Consider the following 17,033-nt stretch of genomic DNA (forward strand, 5'->3'; position numbering starts at 1 on the left):
AGCTTTTCAGAAGGCAACAAAAAGCCCCGCCAATTGGCGGGGCTTCTTTTCACGCTAAGTCAGCTTACGCTTGAACGACCGGGATATTGGCGTTCGCAGCGGCTTCACGGAACTCGGCGATCTGGTCGAAGCTCAGGTAGCGGTAGATGTCGGCAGCCATGCTGTCGATATTCGCCGCGTACTCCATGTACTCCTCGACGGTTGGCAGCTTGCCCAGGATCGAGGCAACGGCAGCCAGTTCGGCGGAGGCCAGGAACACGTTGGCACCATCGCCCAGACGGTTCGGGAAGTTACGGGTCGACGTCGACACAACGGTCGAGTTCGGCTCTACGCGTGCCTGGTTACCCATGCACAGCGAGCAGCCCGGCATTTCCATGCGCGCGCCAGCCTTGCCGTAGATGCCGTAGTAGCCTTCCTCGGTCAGCTGGTGAGCGTCCATCTTGGTCGGCGGCGACAGCCACAGACGGGTTGGCAGCTGACCCTTGACCTTGTCCAGCAGCTTGCCGGCAGCGCGGAAGTGACCGATGTTGGTCATGCACGAACCGATGAACACTTCGTCGATCTTCTGGCCCTGGACGCTGGACAGCAGGCGAGCGTCGTCCGGGTCGTTAGGAGCGCAGAGAACCGGCTCCTTGATATCGGCCAGGTCGATCTCGATGACTTCGGCGTACTCGGCATCGGCGTCGGCCGACAGCAGCTCGGGCTTGGCCAGCCAGGCTTCCATCGCCTGTGCACGGCGCTCCATGGTGCGCGCATCGCCGTAGCCTTCGCTGATCATCCAGCGCAGCAGGGTGATGTTCGACTTCAGGTACTCGGCAATGGCTTTTTCAGGCAGCTTGATGGTGCAACCGGCAGCCGAACGTTCGGCCGAGGCGTCGGACAGTTCGAATGCCTGTTCCACGGTCAGGTCGTCCAGGCCTTCGATTTCCAGGATGCGGCCGGAGAAGGCGTTGATCTTGCCCTTCTTCTCGACGGTCAGCAGGCCTTTCTGGATGCCGTAGTAAGGGATGGCGTGAACCAGGTCACGCAGGGTGATGCCTGGGTTCAGCTTGCCCTTGAAGCGCACCAGTACCGACTCCGGCATGTCCAGTGGCATCACGCCAGTGGCAGCGGCGAAGGCGACCAGGCCGGAACCGGCCGGGAACGAGATGCCGATCGGGAAGCGGGTGTGCGAGTCACCACCGGTACCGACGGTGTCCGGCAGCAGCATGCGGTTCAGCCAGCTGTGGATGATGCCGTCGCCTGGACGCAGGGACACGCCGCCACGGGTGCGGATGAAATCCGGCAGGGTGTGGTGGGTGGTCACGTCGATCGGCTTCGGATAGGCCGCGGTGTGGCAGAACGACTGCATGACCAGGTCGGCCGAGAAGCCCAGGCACGCCAGGTCTTTCAGTTCGTCACGGGTCATCGGACCGGTGGTGTCCTGGGAGCCGACGGTGGTCATCTTCGGTTCGCAGTAGGTGCCAGGACGAACGCCCTTGCCCACTGGCAGGCCGCAGGCCTTGCCGACCATCTTCTGGGCCAGGGTGTAGCCCTTGCCGGTGTCGACAGGTGCTTCAGGCAGCTTGAACAGGTCGGTCGGGCCCAGGCCCAGCTCGGCGCGCGCCTTCTCGGTCAGGCCACGGCCGACGATCAGCGGGATACGACCACCGGCGCGGACTTCGTCCAGCAGCACGGGGGTTTTCATCTCGAAGGTGGTGATGACTTCGTCGGTACCGTGCTTGCACACCTTGCCGGCGTGCGGGTACAGGTCGATCACGTCGCCCATGTGGATGTTCGACACGTCGAATTCGATCGGCAGGGCGCCGGCGTCTTCCATGGTGTTGTAGAAGATCGGGGCGATCTTGGAGCCGAAGCAGAAACCGCCAGCGCGCTTGTTCGGCACGTAAGGGATGTCGTCGCCGAAGAACCACAGCACCGAGTTGGTCGCCGATTTACGCGAGGAACCGGTACCGACCACGTCACCGACGTAGGCGATCGGGAAGCCTTCGTTGCGCATCTGCTCGATCTGCTTCATCGGGCCGATGGCGCCTTGCACGTCCGGCACGATGCCGTCGCGGGCCATTTTCAGCATGGCCAGGGCGTGCAGCGGGATATCAGGGCGCGACCAGGCGTCCGGGGCAGGGGACAGGTCGTCGGTGTTGGTTTCGCCGGTGACCTTGAAGACGCGCAGGCTGATCTTGTCGGCCAGGGTCGGACGCTTCTTGAACCACTCGCCGTCAGCCCAGGACTGCAGTACCGCCTTGGCGTGAACGTTGCCGTTCTTGGCTTTTTCGGCCACGTCGTGGAAGGCGTCGAACATCAGCAGGGTGTGCTTGAGCTGTTCGGCGGCAACGGCGGCCAGTTCGGCGTCGTCCAGCAGCTCGACCAGGGTGGCGATGTTGTAGCCGCCCTGCATGGTGCCCAGCAGTTCAACGGCGCGCTGCTTGCTGATCAGCGGGGAGGTGGCTTCGCCCTTGGCGACCGCCGACAGGAAACCGGCCTTGACGTAGGCGGCTTCGTCCACTCCTGGTGGTACGCGGTTGGTGATCAGGTCGACGAGGACGGCTTCTTCGCCAGCGGGGGGATTCTTCAGCAGCTCGACCAGGCCTGCGGTTTGTTCGGCGTTAAGCGGCTGGGGCACGATACCCTGGGCGGCACGCTCTTCGATGTGTTTGCGGTAGGCTTCAAGCACAGTTATTACCCTCATCAGTGGTCCCAAATGGGTGTCCGGGACGCTCATCCAGAATGGCCGGCACCCATGCGCAATACGGCTTTTTGAGCCGCGTAGCCAGGGTTGCAGGACATCCTTACAGAAGCTGCTTTCAAAGTTTTACGCCTGTAGAACGGAGGCTGATGAGGGCTGGCGCGGTGCATTCGATGTTCGAATACCCCGAGCCAACGCCGTTCTACCGGATCAACTGTGCTCGTGACGCTTTGAAAACAGCTTCTAACGGACATTGCTGCCTTAAAAAGGCCGGGTGATTCTACGGTAAAAACGCGCCAAAGGTAAGGCGATTGCAACGACTTTACGGCGTGACCCCCGTTAGACAAAGGGCTAACATGGCCGTCTGTTCCATCGCCATGCCGTTGAATCTTTCATGTCCAATCAGTCAATAAAAACGCCTTGTGTCGGCCTGTGTTCCACGGTTTACGGGGACCTGGTGTGTCGCGGGTGCAAGCGTTTTCACCATGAGGTGATCCACTGGAACGGCTACAACGACGATGAAAAGCGTGCGGTGTGGCTGCGCCTGGAACACCTGCTGGTGCAGGTGATGGCGGCCAAGCTGGAGGTGTTCGACGCCGACAAGCTGCGCGGCCAGCTGGAGCTGCGCAAGATTCGATTCGTGCCGCATCAGTCCGAGTACTGCTGGGCTTATCAGCTGATTGCGCGGGGCGCGCGGGTGATCCGCGAGCTGGAAGCGTACGGGATGGTGCTGCTGCCGGAGTTTCGCGACTGGGAGCTGCCCGAGCTGCGCGATGCCATCGATCGGGAATTCTTTCTGTTGTCCGAGGCGCACTATCAGCGCTACATCGCGCCGGGCTTTCTCAAGGATGCGCTGGGTTAAGCGGTGTTCCCATCGCGGGTCACGCCCGCGCCCACTGGATCATCGCTTACCCTGTGGGCGCGGGCTTGACCCGCGATGGGGTCTTCAGCCTCTGGCCAGCTCGTCCAGGTGCTTCACCTGGTCCTCGGTCTTGAGCACCAGCACATCGCATTCCAGCGAATCGAGCACCACCTCGGCGGTGTTGCCGATCAGCGCACCGGTGATCCCGCTACGCCCCACCGTACCCATCACCGTCACCACGGCTTCGTACTTTTTAGCCGTGTGCGGAATCAGCACGTCCGCCGGGCCTTCGGCCACATGCAGGCGATCGTCGGCGATATCGAATTCGGCCTGGAACGCAGCGCATTCGTCGCGGTACTTCTTCTCGATGGTGTCCTTGAGCTGGTACACCGGGTCCGCCGCCGAGAGCATGGGCGAGGGGTGGGCGCTGATCACGTGCAGGTTGCCCTTGGCCACGCTGGCAATGGCATAGCCGTGGTCGATGATGCTGGCGTGCAGCTTGCGATGCTCCTGATCGTCGTTGCCCACGTCCACCGCCGCCAGAATCACGCCACCGGTCCAGGGGCGCTCGGTCTTGACCATCAGCACCGCGCACGGGCACTGGCGCAGCAGTTTCCAGTCCGAAGGCGTCAGCAGGAACTTCTTCAGCGCGTTTTCCGGTCGGTGTTCCTTGATCACCAGCTCACAGCCTTCGGCTTTCTGCACGTCGATGATCGACTCGTGCAGGGTGTCGTGCCAGGCCTGCTCATAGGTGACATTGTCGTAGCCATCGTCGTGCAACTGGCTGGCGAGCAGGCTGAGCAGGGCACTGTGGTCCTGCTTCTTGTCGCACATCAGCAGGTGCAGGCGTGCCTTGGTGACGCCGGCGATCAGCTTGGCGCGGGTCAGGGCCTTGCTGTGGGCGTGGTCGGGGTCGAGCACCACCAGGATGCTGCGAACTTCTAAAAGCATGAGGGAGAACTCCTTCGACAATGGCATGCGATGCCTGACTATAGTCGGCGCCCCGGATGCGGTGGATGTTGATATGCATCAAGCATAGTCACTGGTGATCGCCACTGCCGCCGGTATAATCGCCGGTCTTGTCGACACCCCATGCCCGTTTGTGAGCCTATGTCCCTTATTCCCGAAATCGAAGCCTTCCTCGCCTGCCGCACCCCGGATGCCTGGGTCGATGCCGCCCTGGCCGACCAGGAGACGATGCTGATCGATCACAAGAACTGCGAGTTCAAGGCCGCCAGCACGGCGCTGAGCCTGATTGCCAAGTACAACACGCATGTCGACCTGATCAACATGATGTCGCGCCTGGCCCGCGAGGAGCTGGTGCATCACGAGCAGGTGCTGCGCCTGATGAAGAAGCGCAAGGTGGCCTTGCGCCCATTGTCGGCAGGGCGCTATGCCTCGGGGCTGCGCAAGGTGGTGCGCGCGCACGAGCCGGTGAAGCTGGTGGACACGCTGGTGGTCGGCGCGTTCATCGAGGCGCGCAGCTGCGAGCGCTTTGCTGCGGTGGTGCCGCACCTGGACGAGGAACTGGGCAAGTTCTACCACGGGCTGCTCAAGAGCGAGGCGCGCCATTACCAGGGGTACCTGAAGCTGGCGTACCAGTATGGCGAGGCGGCGGATGTGGAGCGCACCGTGGAGCGGGTGCGCGAGGTGGAAGCCGAACTGATCACCACGCCGGACGTGGAGTTTCGCTTCCATAGCGGCGTGCCGGCCTGAAAACATCGCGGGCCAAGCCCGCGCCCACAGGCTGATGACCCATCCTGTGGGGGCGGGCTTGGCCCGCGATACGGGCGCCGCAATACCTCCTTTTGTCGACCAAATAGAAAGCAAGCTAATTAATGCTTGGCCATTCGCTGCCTGAGCAGTAATATCTGCGGCATCCACTGCCTAAGCAGGTATCTCTCTTCATGCAGCACTTCACCCCCGAAAACTTCCAGTCCTGCACCATCGGCATGCTCCTGGGGCGCGCCGCACTGGTGAAGGACCGCATTCTGGACAGCCACCTGCAGGACTTCGGCGTCACCGCCGCGCAGTTCAAGGTGCTGATCATCGTGTCCCAGTACGGGGTCGATACCCCCGCCGAACTGTGCCGTTTCCTCAGCCTGGACAGCGGGTCGATGACGCGCATGCTCGATCGTCTGGAGCAGAAGGGCCTGATCGCCCGCAGCCGCTGCCCGCAGGACCGCCGCCAGGTACGCCTGGAGCTCACCGCCGATGGCGATGTGCTGGCCGGCCAGTTGCCCCAGATCGGTGCCTCGGCGATGAACGAGCTGGTTGGCGTGCTGACCCCGGACGAGCTCAAGACCCTGGAAAAGATCCTGACCAAGGTGCTGCTGGCGGCCGGCGATGCCGTCACCGCTCTGCGCGTGGAGGCCCAATGAAACCACGAGCCCTGCGTGCCGGTGCAAGCCTGCTGGTGCTTACCCTGAGCCTGGCCGGTTGCGCCAACTACAGTGGCCTCGATACCCAGGGCCGGCGCCTCGGCGCCGCCGACCTGCAGGCTGGCAAGACCCTCGGCGGCGTTGCCCTGTCGCCTGCGGCCTGGCCCAAGGGCGACTGGTGGACCCGCCTTGGCGACCCGCAACTGAACAGCCTGATCGGCGAGGCCTTGCGCGACAGCCCCGACATGCAGGTTGCCAGCGCCCGTGCCCATCAGGCCAGCGCCGCGGCCTACGCTGCCGACGCCGAGCGCATGCCCACGCTGGATGCCAGCGCCGGGGTCAGCCGCTCGCGCCTGGCCCGTGACCAGGACCCGACGGGGCAGGGCGGCAGCTACTCCACCCTGCGCAGCCTGAGCGCGACCTTCAACTACACCTTCGATCTCTGGGGTGGGCAACGCGATGCCTGGGAAGCCGCCCTGGGCCAGGCCCGTGCCGCCGAGGTGGACCGCCAGGCCGCACAACTGACCCTGGCCGCCGACGTTGCCCGTGCCTACAGCCAGCTGGGCCAGGCGCACATCGTCAACGACCTGACCCAGGAAGACCTCAAGCGTACCCGCCAGATGCTCGAACTCAGCCAGCGCCGGCTGGCCTCGGGTATCGACAGCCAGTACCAGCTGCAGCAGACCGAAAGCCTGGAGGCCAGCTCCCAGGAGCAGGCCATCAATGCCCAGAAGCAGCTGCGCAGCGCGCAGATCGCGCTGGCGGTGCTGCTGGGCAAGGGCCCCGACCGTGGCCAGCAGATCGCCCGCCCCAATGTGCTCAAGCCTGCTGCGGTGGCGCTGCCCTCGGTGCTGCCGGCCGAGTTGCTGGGCCGGCGTCCGGACCTGGTGGCCGCGCGCTGGCGGGTCGAGGCGGCGAGCAAGTCGATCGATGCGAGCAAGACACGCTTCTACCCCAACCTCAACCTGAGCGCCGCCGCCGGCACCCAGGCACTGCTGGGTGATGCGATCTTCGGCGCGCCCAGCCGCTTCTTCAACATCGCCCCGACCGTGTCGCTGCCGATTTTCGACGGCGGGCGCCTGCGCGCCGACCTCGATGCCCGTGATGCCGACTACGACGTGGCCGTGGCGCAATACAACAAGAGCCTGGTGCGTGCACTGGGCGAGGTCAGCGACAGCATCGACCAGCTGCATGCACTGGGCCAGCAGATTGCAGCCAAGCAACGTGCCACCGACATCGCCCAGCAGTCCTACGACACCGTGATGCAGCGCTATGGCTCCGGCATCGGCAACTACCTGGATGTGTTGAGCATCGAACAGCAGCTGCTGCAGTCGCAGCGTCAGCTGGCCGAACTGAACGCCGAACAGATCGACCTGTCGATCCAGTTGATGCAGGCGCTGGGGGGCGGCTACCAGGCCGACACCCAGGCCGCCGCATTGCCCTCGACTTCCCGCAATCAATAAAACGCCAAGGTATTTCTCATGGCCACTGCATCCTCCCCGGACACTGCCCCTACCGAGCAGGACCTCAACAATCAGCGCAAGCGCAAGACGCTGCTGCTCGGGCTGCTGGTGCTCGTACTCGTGCTTGGCGCCGGTGTGTGGGCCTGGCACGAGCTCTACGGGCGCTGGAGCGAAAACACCGACGACGCCTATGTGAACGGCAACGTGGTGGAAATCACCCCGCTGGTCACCGGCACCGTCACCAGCATCGGCGCCGACGATGGCGACCTGGTGCACGCCGGCCAGGTGCTGATCCAGTTCGACCCGAGCGACACCGAGGTCGGCCTGCAGAGCGCCGAGGCCAAGCTAGCGCGCGCCGTGCGCCAGGTGCGTGGGCTTTACAGCAACGTCGACGGGCAGAAGGCCCAGGTGGGGGCGCGCAAGGCCGAGCTGCAGAAGGCCCAGGAAAACTACAACCGACGCAAGACCCTGGCCGCCGGCGGGGCGATCTCGCAGGAGGAGCTGTCCCACGCCCGTGACGACCTGGCATCGGCACAAAGCGCGCTGAGCAATGCCCAGCAGCAGCTCAACACCACCACCGCGCTGGTCGACGACACCGTGGTCTCCTCGCACCCCGAAGTGCAGGCTGCCGCCGCCGACCTGCGCCAGGCCTACCTGGACAATGCCCGCACCACCCTGGTGGCGCCGGTCACCGGCTATGTGGCCAAGCGCACGGTGCAACTGGGCCAGCGCCTGCAGCCGGGCACCGCGACCATGGCGGTGATTCCGCTGGATCAGCTGTGGATCGACGCCAACTTCAAGGAAACCCAGCTGCGCAACATGCGTATCGGTCAGCCGGTGGACATCGTTGCCGACCTGTACGGCAGCGACGTGAAGTACAGCGGCACCATCGACAGCCTGGGCGCCGGTACCGGCAGCGCCTTCGCCCTGCTGCCGGCGCAGAACGCCACCGGCAACTGGATCAAGATCGTCCAGCGCGTGCCAGTGCGGATCCACATCAACCCCGAGCAACTGGCCGAACACCCGCTGCGGATCGGCCTGTCGACCCAGGTCGACGTCGACCTGCACGACCAGAGCGGCCCGGTGCTGGCGCAACAGCCGCCGCAGAAAGCCTCGTTCGCCACCCAGGTGTACGACCGCCAGCTGGTGGAGGCCGATACCCTGATCGCGCGCCTGATCCATGACAACAGCGCCGCCAGCGGCAAGACTGCGCAGCGATGAGCGGGCAGGCTTCGTTCACCCCGCCAAGCCTGCTGCTGACCACCATCGGCCTGTCGCTGGCGACGTTCATGCAGGTGCTCGACACCACCATCGCCAACGTCGCCCTGCCTACCATCTCCGGCAACCTGGGGGTGAGTTCGGAGCAGGGCACCTGGGTCATCACCTCGTTCGCGGTGAGCAACGCGATAGCCTTGCCGCTGACCGGCTGGCTGAGCCGGCGCTTCGGCGAGGTGAAGCTGTTCATCTGGGCCACGCTGCTGTTCGTGCTGGCGTCGTTCCTGTGCGGTATCTCGCAATCGATGCCCGAGCTGGTCGGCTTTCGCGTGTTGCAGGGCGTGGTGGCCGGGCCGTTGTACCCCATGACCCAGACCCTGCTGATTGCGGTGTACCCCCCGGCCAAGCGGGGTATGGCCCTGGCGCTGCTGGCGATGGTCACCGTGGTGGCGCCGATTGCCGGGCCGATACTCGGTGGCTGGATCACCGACAGCTACAGCTGGCCGTGGATCTTCTTCATCAACGTGCCGATCGGCCTGTTCGCCGCCGCCGTGGTGCGTCAGCAGATGCGCACCCGTCCGGTGAGCACCAGCCGCCAGCCGATGGACTACATCGGGCTGCTGAGCCTGATCGTCGGGGTGGGGGCATTGCAGATCGTGCTCGACAAGGGCAATGACCTGGACTGGTTCGAGTCCAGTTTCATCGTCATCGGCAGCCTGATTTCGGTGGTGTTCCTGGCGGTATTCATCATCTGGGAACTGACCGACAAGCATCCGGTGGTGAACCTGCGCCTGTTTGCCCACCGCAACTTCCGCATCGGCACCATCGTGCTGGTGGGTGGGTATGCGGGGTTCTTCGGCATCAACCTGATCCTGCCGCAATGGCTGCAGACCCAGATGGGCTACACCGCCACCTGGGCGGGGCTGGCGGTGGCGCCGATCGGCCTGCTGCCGGTGCTGATGTCGCCGTTCGTGGGCAAGTACGCGCACAAGTTCGACCTGCGCGTGCTGGCGGGGCTGGCGTTCGTGGCAATCGGTGCCAGCTGCTTCATGCGGGCCGGCTTCACCAACGAGGTGGACTTCCAGCACATCGCCCTGGTGCAGCTGTTCATGGGTATCGGCGTGGCGTTGTTCTTCATGCCCACCTTGAGCATCCTGCTTTCGGACCTGCCGCCGCAGCAGATCGCCGACGGCTCGGGGCTGGCGACCTTCCTGCGGACCCTGGGCGGCAGCTTTGCCGCGTCGCTGACCACCTGGATCTGGATTCGCCGGGCCGACCAGCACCATGCGTACCTGAGCGAAAGCATCAGTACCTATGAGCCGGCCACCCGTGAAATGCTCGGCCACCTGGGCGGGGCGAACGGGCAGTCGTATGCGCAGCTGGAGCAGATGCTCAACAGCCAGGCGTACATGATGTCGACGGTGGATTACTTCACGTTGATGGGCTGGGTGTTCGTCGGGCTGGTGCTGCTGGTGTGGCTGGCCAAGCCGCCGTTCGCGGCCAAGGCCGGGCCGGCGTCGGCCGGGCACTGAAAAAGGCTTCGCCGGCAAGGCCGGCTCCTACAGGATTACGCAAAACCTGTAGGAGCCGGCCTTGCCGGCGAAGGGGTCAGGCAAAGTCGAAGGGTGCCAGCTGGAACCCTTGTTCATCCACCTGCAGCGCCCACCCCTGGCGATCCCAGTCGCCCAGCACGATACGCCGCGCCGGCGCATCGCCCACCACCAGCTTGTGGATCGCCGGGCGATGGGTGTGCCCATGCACCAGGGTGCGCACGCCATGCTGCTGCATCACCCGCGGTACCTCCTCGGGCGTCACATCGACAATGTCATTGGCCTTCATGCGCGTCTGCGCGCGGCTTTCGCTGCGCAGCTTGCGCGCAAGCTTGTGCCGCGTGCGCAACGGCAGGTGGCGCAGCACCCACAGGCTCACGGGGTTGCGCAGGTAACGGCGCAGCTTCATGTAGCCTTCGTCACGGGTGCACAGGCTGTCGCCATGCATCAGCAGCACCGGCTCGCCGCCCAGCTCGACCACGCTGGGGTCGGGTAGCAGGGTGGCGCCTGCGGCCTTGCAGAACGCCTGGCCGATGAGGAAGTCGCGGTTGCCGTGCATCAGGAACACCTGGGTGCCCGTGTCGCTCAGCGCACGCAAGGCCTGGCAGATCGACGCCTGGTAGGGCGTCATGGCATCGTCGCCGATCCAGGCCTCGAAAAAGTCCCCGAGAATGTACAGCGCTTGCGCGCTGCGGGCACGGGTGGCCAGCAGATCAAGAAACGCCCGGGTAATGTCCGGGCGTTCTTCTTGCAGGTGCAGATCGGAGATCAGCAGTATCACCCAATGATCTCGGCTTTCTCGATGATCACGTCTTCGGCTGGCACGTCCTGGTGGCCGGCTTTGGAACCGGTGGCAACGGCCTTGATCTTGTCGACCACGTCGGTGCCTTCGGTGACTTTGCCGAACACTGCGTAACCCCAGCCCTGCACGTTCTTGCCGCTGTGGTTGAGGAAGCTGTTGTCGGCGACGTTGATGAAGAACTGCGCCGAGGCCGAATGCGGCTCCATGGTACGGGCCATGGCGATGGTGTACTTGTCGTTGCTCAGGCCGTTGTCGGCTTCGTTCTGGATGCTCGGGCGCTTGTCTTTCTTCTCTTTCATGCCCGGCTCGAAACCGCCGCCCTGGATCATGAAGTTGCCGATGACGCGGTGGAACACGGTGTTCTCGTAGTGACCGGCTTTGACGTACTCGATGAAGTTGGCCACGGTGATCGGGGCTTTCTCGGCGTTCAGCTCGATGACGATGTCACCGTGATTGGTGGTCAGTTTGACTTGGGTCATGCTCAAATTCTCGCTTTTCAGGCATTCAAGAAATGGGTGCGCAGGATCGCGTAGTAACCCTGACGCACAGTTTACAGGCCACGATACGCACGTCACGGCAGTTTTTTTGCCCGGCCAGCCGAATATAGCGCCAGTTTGTCGGCGCTGCCCTGTCGGCAGCTCGGGCGCTTGGGCTATGATAAGCGCTTTGATTCAGTCGGCCTACCCGGGCCGTGTACCGGTATTTCAAGGATCCTATGAGCAAGCCCACCGCTGACAACGCTCCCAACGCCGCTGCCAAAGGCGCGCCCGCCGTCCCTGTGAACTTCCTGCGTCCGATCGTGCAGGCCGACCTGGATTCGGGCAAGCACACCAGCATCGTCACCCGTTTCCCGCCGGAGCCCAACGGCTACCTGCACATTGGTCACGCCAAGTCGATCTGCGTGAACTTCGGCCTGGCCCAGGAATTCGGCGGTGCCTGTCACCTGCGCTTCGATGACACCAACCCGGCCAAAGAGGACCAGGAGTACATCGACGCCATCCAGCGTGACGTCAAGTGGCTGGGCTTCGAGTGGACCGGCCCGGTGCGCTATGCCTCCCAGTACTTCGAGCAGTTGCACGCGTGGGCGGTCGACCTGATCAAGTCGGGCAATGCCTATGTGTGCGACCTGACCCCGGAGCAGGCCCGCGAGTACCGCGGCAACCTGACCGAGCCGGGCAAGAACAGCCCGTTCCGCGAGCGCAGCGTCGAGGAAAACCTCGACCTGTTCGCGCGCATGAAGGCCGGCGAGTTCCAGGATGGCGAGCGCGTGCTGCGCGCCAAGATCGACATGGCCTCGCCGAACATGAACCTGCGCGACCCGATCCTGTACCGCATCCGCCATGCCCATCATCACCAGACCGGCGACACCTGGTGCATCTACCCGATCTACGACTTCACCCATGGCCAGTCGGACGCCATCGAGGGCATCACCCACTCGATCTGCACCCTGGAGTTCGAAAGCCATCGTCCGTTGTACGAGTGGTTCCTCGACCACCTGCCGGTGCCGTGCAAGCCGCGCCAGTACGAGTTCAGCCGTCTGAACCTGAACTACACCATCACCAGCAAGCGCAAGCTCAAGCAACTGGTGGACGAGCAGCACGTACAGGGCTGGGACGACCCGCGCATGTCCACGCTGTCGGGCTTCCGCCGTCGTGGCTACACCCCAGCGTCTATCCGCAATTTCTGCGAGATGGTCGGCACCAACCGTTCCGACGGCGTGGTCGACATGTCGATGCTCGAATTCAGCATCCGTGACGACCTGGACCGCACCGCGCCACGGGCCATGTGCGTACTGCGCCCGCTGAAGGTAGTCATCACCAACTATCCCGAAGGCCAGGTCGAGCAGCTCGAACTGCCGCGTCACCCCAAGGAAGACATGGGCGTGCGTGCACTGCCGTTCGCCCGCGAGATCTACATCGACCGCGACGACTTCATGGAAGAGCCGCCCAAGGGCTACAAGCGCCTGGAGCCGGCCGGTGAAGTGCGCCTGCGTGGCAGCTACGTGATCCGCGCCGACGAGGCGATCAAGGATGCCGAGGGCAACATCGTCGAGCTGCGCTGCTCGTACGACCCCGACACCCTGGGCAAGAACCCCGAAGGCCGCAAGGTCAAGGGTGTGATCCACTGGGTGCCGGCCGCGGCCAGCGTCGAGTGCGAAGTACGTCTGTATGACCGCCTGTTCCGTTCGGCCAACCCCGAGAAGACCGACGACGGCGGCAGCTTCCTTGACAACATCAATCCCGATTCGCTGCAGGTGCTGAGCGGTTGTCGTGCGGAACCTTCGCTGGGCCAGGCCCAGCCCGAAGACCGCTTCCAGTTCGAGCGCGAAGGCTACTTCTGCGTCGACCTGAAAGACTCCACGCCGGGTAAGCCGGTGTTCAACCGCACCGTGACCCTGCGCGATTCGTGGGGCAGCTAAGGAACTCTACGTGCTAAGCATCTACAACACCCTGAGCAAGACCAAGGAAGTTTTCGTTCCGCTCGATGGCAACAAGGTTCGCATGTACGTGTGCGGCATGACCGTGTACGACTTCTGCCACCTGGGCCATGGGCGCAGCATGGTCGCGTTCGACCTGGTCACGCGCTGGCTGCGCTACAGCGGCTACGACCTGACCTATGTGCGCAACATCACCGACATCGACGACAAGATCATCAACCGCGCCAACCAGAACGGCGAATCGTTCGAAGCGCTGACCGCGCGCATGATCGACGCGATGCACGAGGACGAGCGCCGTCTGAACATCCTGCCGCCGGACCAGGAGCCGCGTGCCACCGACCACATCGCCGGCATGCACGCGATGATCCAGACCCTGATCGACAAGGGTTATGCCTACGCGCCGGGCAACGGCGACGTGTACTACCGCGTCGGCAAGTTCGTCGGCTACGGCAAGCTGTCGCGCAAGAAGATCGAAGACCTGCGCATCGGTGCCCGCATCGAGGTCGACGAGGCCAAGCAGGACCCGCTCGACTTCGTGCTGTGGAAGGGCGTCAAGCCCGGCGAGCCGAGCTGGGAATCGCCGTGGGGCCCGGGCCGTCCGGGCTGGCACATCGAGTGCTCGGTGATGTCGACCTGCTGCCTGGGCGAGAGCTTCGACATTCATGGTGGCGGCAACGACCTGGAGTTCCCGCACCACGAGAACGAGATTGCCCAGAGCGAGGCGGCCACCGGCAAGCAGTACGCCAAGGCGTGGATGCATTGCGGCATGATCCGTATCAATGGCGAGAAGATGTCCAAGTCGTTGAACAACTTCTTCACCATTCGCGACGTGCTCGACAAGTATCACCCTGAGGTGGTGCGCTACCTGCTGGTGTCGAGCCACTACCGCAGCTCGATCAACTACTCCGAGGACAGCCTGCGCGAAGCCAAGGGCGCACTGGAGCGCTTCTACCATGCGCTGCGCGGCTTGCCGCGCGTGGCCGCGCAAGGTGGCGAGTCGTATGTCGAGCGTTTTGCCGCGGCCATGAACGACGACTTCGGCACGCCTGAAGCCTGTGCGGTGCTGTTCGACCTGGTGCGCGAGATCAATCGCGTGCGCGAGGCCGAGCCTGAGGTGGCCGCTGGCCTGGCGGGCCGTTTGCGCGAGCTGGCCGAGCTGCTGGGCGTGTTGCAGTTGGAGGCCGACGACTTCCTGCAGGCGGGCGCCGAAGGCAAGGTCGATGCGGCTGAAGTGGAGGCGTTGATCCAGGCGCGTCTGCAGGCACGTACCGACAAGAACTGGGCCGAATCGGACCGCATCCGCGACCAGCTGACCGCCATGGGCGTGGTGCTGGAAGACGGCAAGGGCACGACGACCTGGCGTCTGGCTGACTGATCGCGCTGAACTTTTCGCCGGCGAGGCCGGCTCCTGCACAGGTTGCTGTAGGAGCCGGCCTTGCCGGCGAAAGGGCCCTAACTGGCCGCCTGCGGCCTGCACTGCAACACCAGCCGCGCCCCACCCAGCTCACTTGCGCCCACCTCCAGTCCGAATCCATGCAGGTCGACGATCGCTGCAACGATCGAAAGCCCCAGCCCGAACCCGTTGTGCCGATGACCTTCCTCGCTGCGGTAGAACCGCTTGAGCACGGCCTCGCGCCCGTCCGCCGGAATCCCCGGCCCGCTGTCCTCCACCTCGATCAGCACGCCCTGGGCGTCTTCACGGGCTCGCATCCGCACCTGACCACCGGCCGGGGTGAACTTGATGGCATTGCCCAGCAGGTTGGCCAGGGCCTCGAACAGCAGCTCGCGGTCGCCCTTGAGCGCCGGCAACTGGTCGGGCAGCACCAGGGTCAGGCGAATTTCGCCGTCCTCGGCCAGCGGCAGGTAGAAGTCATGCAGCTCTACCAGCAGGGCACGCGGGTCCAGCTCGACGAAGCCGGCACGGCGCTGGCGGTCTTCCAGTTCGCTGATGCGCAGCAACCCGCGAAAACGCGCCATCAGGGTGTCGGTTTCGCTGATGGCCTGGTCCATCTGGTCGGCCTGGATCGAGTCGTCGCCGACCTGCTGGCGGATCCGGTACAGCTGGGCCCGCAGGCGCGTCAGCGGGGTGCGCAGGTCGTGGGCAATGTTGTCGCACACGCCTTTGACCTCATGCATCAGCCGCTCGATGCGGTCGAGCATGGCGTTGACGATGGCTGCCAGCATGTCCAGTTCGTCACGGCGCGACGACAGCGGCAGACGGTGGGTGAGGTCGCCGGCCACGATCAGCTCGGCACTGGCCTGGATCGCCCTTATGCGCTTGAGCGGGCGGCGACGCAGCAGGTACCAGCCGGCGATGCCGGGAATGATGGTCAGCGACAGCCCCCACAGCAACGCATGCAGAATGATCCGCGTGACCACGAACAGCGAACCGTTGTCGCGTACCAGCACCAGCCAGCGGCCATCGCGCACCTTGAGCGCCACGGCATCACAGCTGTCTTTTGGCATGCGCGGGTCGTCGGCGTCCAGGCAGCGGCTGAGCTCGTGGATCCTGCCATCCAGGCCCAGCTCGGGCGGGATCTGGCGGATCTGCCCGTCCAGTGGGTTGAACTGCGCGTCGAACAGCCCGTAGGCATCGAAGCTGCGTTCGTCGAAGGCCTGGCTGGCGATCAGGGCGTCGTCGAGCTGCTTGCCGCTCATGTGTGCGAACAGGTGCTGGCGCTGCAACAGGGAATGGCGGGTGAGCTTGTTCAGGTAGCCGGACACCTCGAAGTACAGCACCCCCATGAGGATGCTGCTCCAGGCCACGAACAGAAAGCTGTACAGCGCCAGCAGGCGGCTGGTGGACGAACTCCAGCCCTTAGACGGGTTCGGCAATGGCATAGCCGGAGCCCCGCACGGTGCGAATCAGCGGGGTTTGCCCGGCGGCGTCGATCTTCTTGCGCAGACGCCCGATGTGCACGTCGATCAGGTTGGTGCCGGGGTCGAAGTGGTACCCCCAGACTTCCTCGAAGATCATCATGCGGGTGATGACCTGGCCGGCGTGGCGCATCAGGAATTCCAGCAGCTTGTACTCGGTGGGCAGCAGGTTGAGGGTCTGCTCGCCGCGCCGGGCCTCGTGGCTTATCAGGTCCAGCTCCAGGTCGGCGACCTGCAGGCGGGTCTGGGCCATCGGCACGCTGTTGCGGCGCCGCAGCACTTCCACGCGCGCCGCCATCTCGTCGGAGGCAAACGGCTTGGTCAGGTAGTCGTCACCACCGGCGCGCAGGCCGCGCACGCGTTCGTCGACATCGGAGAGGGCGCTGATCATCAGGATCGGCGTGGCGATCTTGAGGTTGCGCAGGGTGGTGACGATGGTCAGGCCGTCGACTTCGGGCAGCATGCGGTCGAGGGTGATCAGGTCGTAGCCGCCGGCGATTGCCTTGGCCAGGCCTTCACGACCGTTGTCGGCCCAGTCGACCTCAAGGCCGTGGCTGGAGAGTTCGGCGACGATTTCCTGGCCGGTGACGGCATCGTCTTCGATAGTCAGTACGCGGGGCATGCTCTTACCTGGGCGGCGTGTGGAGACTCGATTGTGCCAAAGAATAGGCGGTGCCCGGGTTAAAGAAAAATTCATCTTGAAAAAGGGCTGCTGCGCAGCCAGTCACGGGTCGAGCCCGCTCCCACAAGGTTGCGATGA

General features: G+C 64.3%; 14 protein-coding genes. 8 read left to right on the forward strand and 6 right to left on the reverse strand.

Annotation, left to right across the window (positions count from 1 at the left end; translation table 11 throughout):
• Positions 1–64: 64 nt before the first annotated feature.
• On the reverse strand, positions 65–2,674 hold the full coding sequence (acnB, locus tag MF6396_RS12600) for a bifunctional aconitate hydratase 2/2-methylisocitrate dehydratase (protein ID WP_054915695.1): 2,610 nt from the start codon (positions 2,672–2,674) through the stop codon (positions 65–67).
• A gap of 406 nt (positions 2,675–3,080) precedes the next feature.
• Here acnB and MF6396_RS12605 point away from each other — a divergent pair, with 406 nt between their 5' ends.
• The gene (locus tag MF6396_RS12605) at positions 3,081–3,548 is read left to right on the forward strand and encodes a DUF1289 domain-containing protein (protein ID WP_043863069.1); all 468 of its coding nucleotides are present in this window, start codon (positions 3,081–3,083) and stop codon (positions 3,546–3,548) included.
• Between the two features lie 84 nt (positions 3,549–3,632).
• Here MF6396_RS12605 and MF6396_RS12610 read toward each other — a convergent pair whose 3' ends face one another.
• Complete coding sequence (locus MF6396_RS12610) at positions 3,633–4,499, reverse strand: universal stress protein (protein ID WP_043863068.1); 867 nt, start codon at positions 4,497–4,499, stop codon at positions 3,633–3,635.
• A gap of 159 nt (positions 4,500–4,658) precedes the next feature.
• Here MF6396_RS12610 and MF6396_RS12615 point away from each other — a divergent pair, with 159 nt between their 5' ends.
• The 5 genes from MF6396_RS12615 (at position 4,659) to MF6396_RS12635 (ending at position 10,139) form a co-directional block, all read left to right on the forward strand.
• Positions 4,659–5,264, forward strand: a complete 606-nt coding sequence (locus tag MF6396_RS12615; protein WP_043863067.1) for a tRNA-(ms[2]io[6]A)-hydroxylase — start codon at positions 4,659–4,661, stop codon at positions 5,262–5,264.
• 191 nt (positions 5,265–5,455) lie between these two features.
• Positions 5,456–5,929, forward strand: coding sequence for a MarR family winged helix-turn-helix transcriptional regulator (locus MF6396_RS12620; RefSeq protein ID WP_058541880.1), 474 nt, complete (start codon positions 5,456–5,458; stop codon positions 5,927–5,929).
• Positions 5,926–7,392 carry an efflux transporter outer membrane subunit gene (locus MF6396_RS12625; protein WP_078480488.1) on the forward strand — a complete coding sequence of 489 codons (1,467 nt, stop codon included), beginning with the start codon at positions 5,926–5,928 and terminating at the stop codon, positions 7,390–7,392. The genes MF6396_RS12620 and MF6396_RS12625 overlap by 4 nt, the downstream gene beginning before the upstream one ends.
• A gap of 18 nt (positions 7,393–7,410) precedes the next feature.
• Complete coding sequence (locus tag MF6396_RS12630; protein ID WP_058541882.1) at positions 7,411–8,613, forward strand: HlyD family secretion protein; 1,203 nt, start codon at positions 7,411–7,413, stop codon at positions 8,611–8,613.
• Positions 8,610–10,139: a DHA2 family efflux MFS transporter permease subunit gene (locus MF6396_RS12635; protein ID WP_058541883.1), complete on the forward strand. Its 1,530-nt coding sequence runs from the start codon at positions 8,610–8,612 to the stop codon at positions 10,137–10,139. Before MF6396_RS12630 ends, MF6396_RS12635 begins: the two co-directional genes overlap by 4 nt.
• Before the next feature lie 76 nt (positions 10,140–10,215).
• Here MF6396_RS12635 and lpxH read toward each other — a convergent pair whose 3' ends face one another.
• Together lpxH and MF6396_RS12645 are read right to left on the reverse strand one after the other, a co-directional pair.
• Positions 10,216–10,938: a UDP-2,3-diacylglucosamine diphosphatase gene (gene lpxH / locus MF6396_RS12640; RefSeq protein WP_058541884.1), complete on the reverse strand. Its 723-nt coding sequence runs from the start codon at positions 10,936–10,938 to the stop codon at positions 10,216–10,218.
• Entirely contained in the window at positions 10,935–11,438 is a 504-nt protein-coding gene (locus MF6396_RS12645; protein WP_043863061.1) for a peptidylprolyl isomerase, read from the reverse strand. The genes lpxH and MF6396_RS12645 overlap by 4 nt, the downstream gene beginning before the upstream one ends.
• Positions 11,439–11,674: 236 nt before the next feature.
• Here MF6396_RS12645 and MF6396_RS12650 point away from each other — a divergent pair, with 236 nt between their 5' ends.
• Positions 11,675–13,378 (forward strand): glutamine--tRNA ligase/YqeY domain fusion protein, encoded by a 1,704-nt coding sequence (locus MF6396_RS12650; protein WP_043863060.1) that lies wholly within the window; start codon positions 11,675–11,677, stop codon positions 13,376–13,378.
• Between the two features lie 10 nt (positions 13,379–13,388).
• Positions 13,389–14,771 carry a cysteine--tRNA ligase gene (gene cysS, locus MF6396_RS12655; protein WP_058541885.1) on the forward strand — a complete coding sequence of 461 codons (1,383 nt, stop codon included), beginning with the start codon at positions 13,389–13,391 and terminating at the stop codon, positions 14,769–14,771.
• Positions 14,772–14,848: 77 nt separating this feature from the next.
• Here the strand turns inward: cysS and MF6396_RS12660 are convergent, their stop codons facing one another.
• Positions 14,849–16,237 carry a sensor histidine kinase gene (locus tag MF6396_RS12660; protein ID WP_078480490.1) on the reverse strand — a complete coding sequence of 463 codons (1,389 nt, stop codon included), beginning with the start codon at positions 16,235–16,237 and terminating at the stop codon, positions 14,849–14,851.
• Positions 16,215–16,895, reverse strand: coding sequence for a response regulator transcription factor (locus MF6396_RS12665; RefSeq protein ID WP_078480491.1), 681 nt, complete (start codon positions 16,893–16,895; stop codon positions 16,215–16,217). The genes MF6396_RS12660 and MF6396_RS12665 overlap by 23 nt, the downstream gene beginning before the upstream one ends.
• Between the last annotated feature and the right edge of the window lie 138 nt (positions 16,896–17,033).

The organism is Pseudomonas sp. MF6396, from assembly GCF_002018915.1.
Lineage (GTDB): Bacteria > Pseudomonadota > Gammaproteobacteria > Pseudomonadales > Pseudomonadaceae > Aquipseudomonas > Aquipseudomonas palmensis.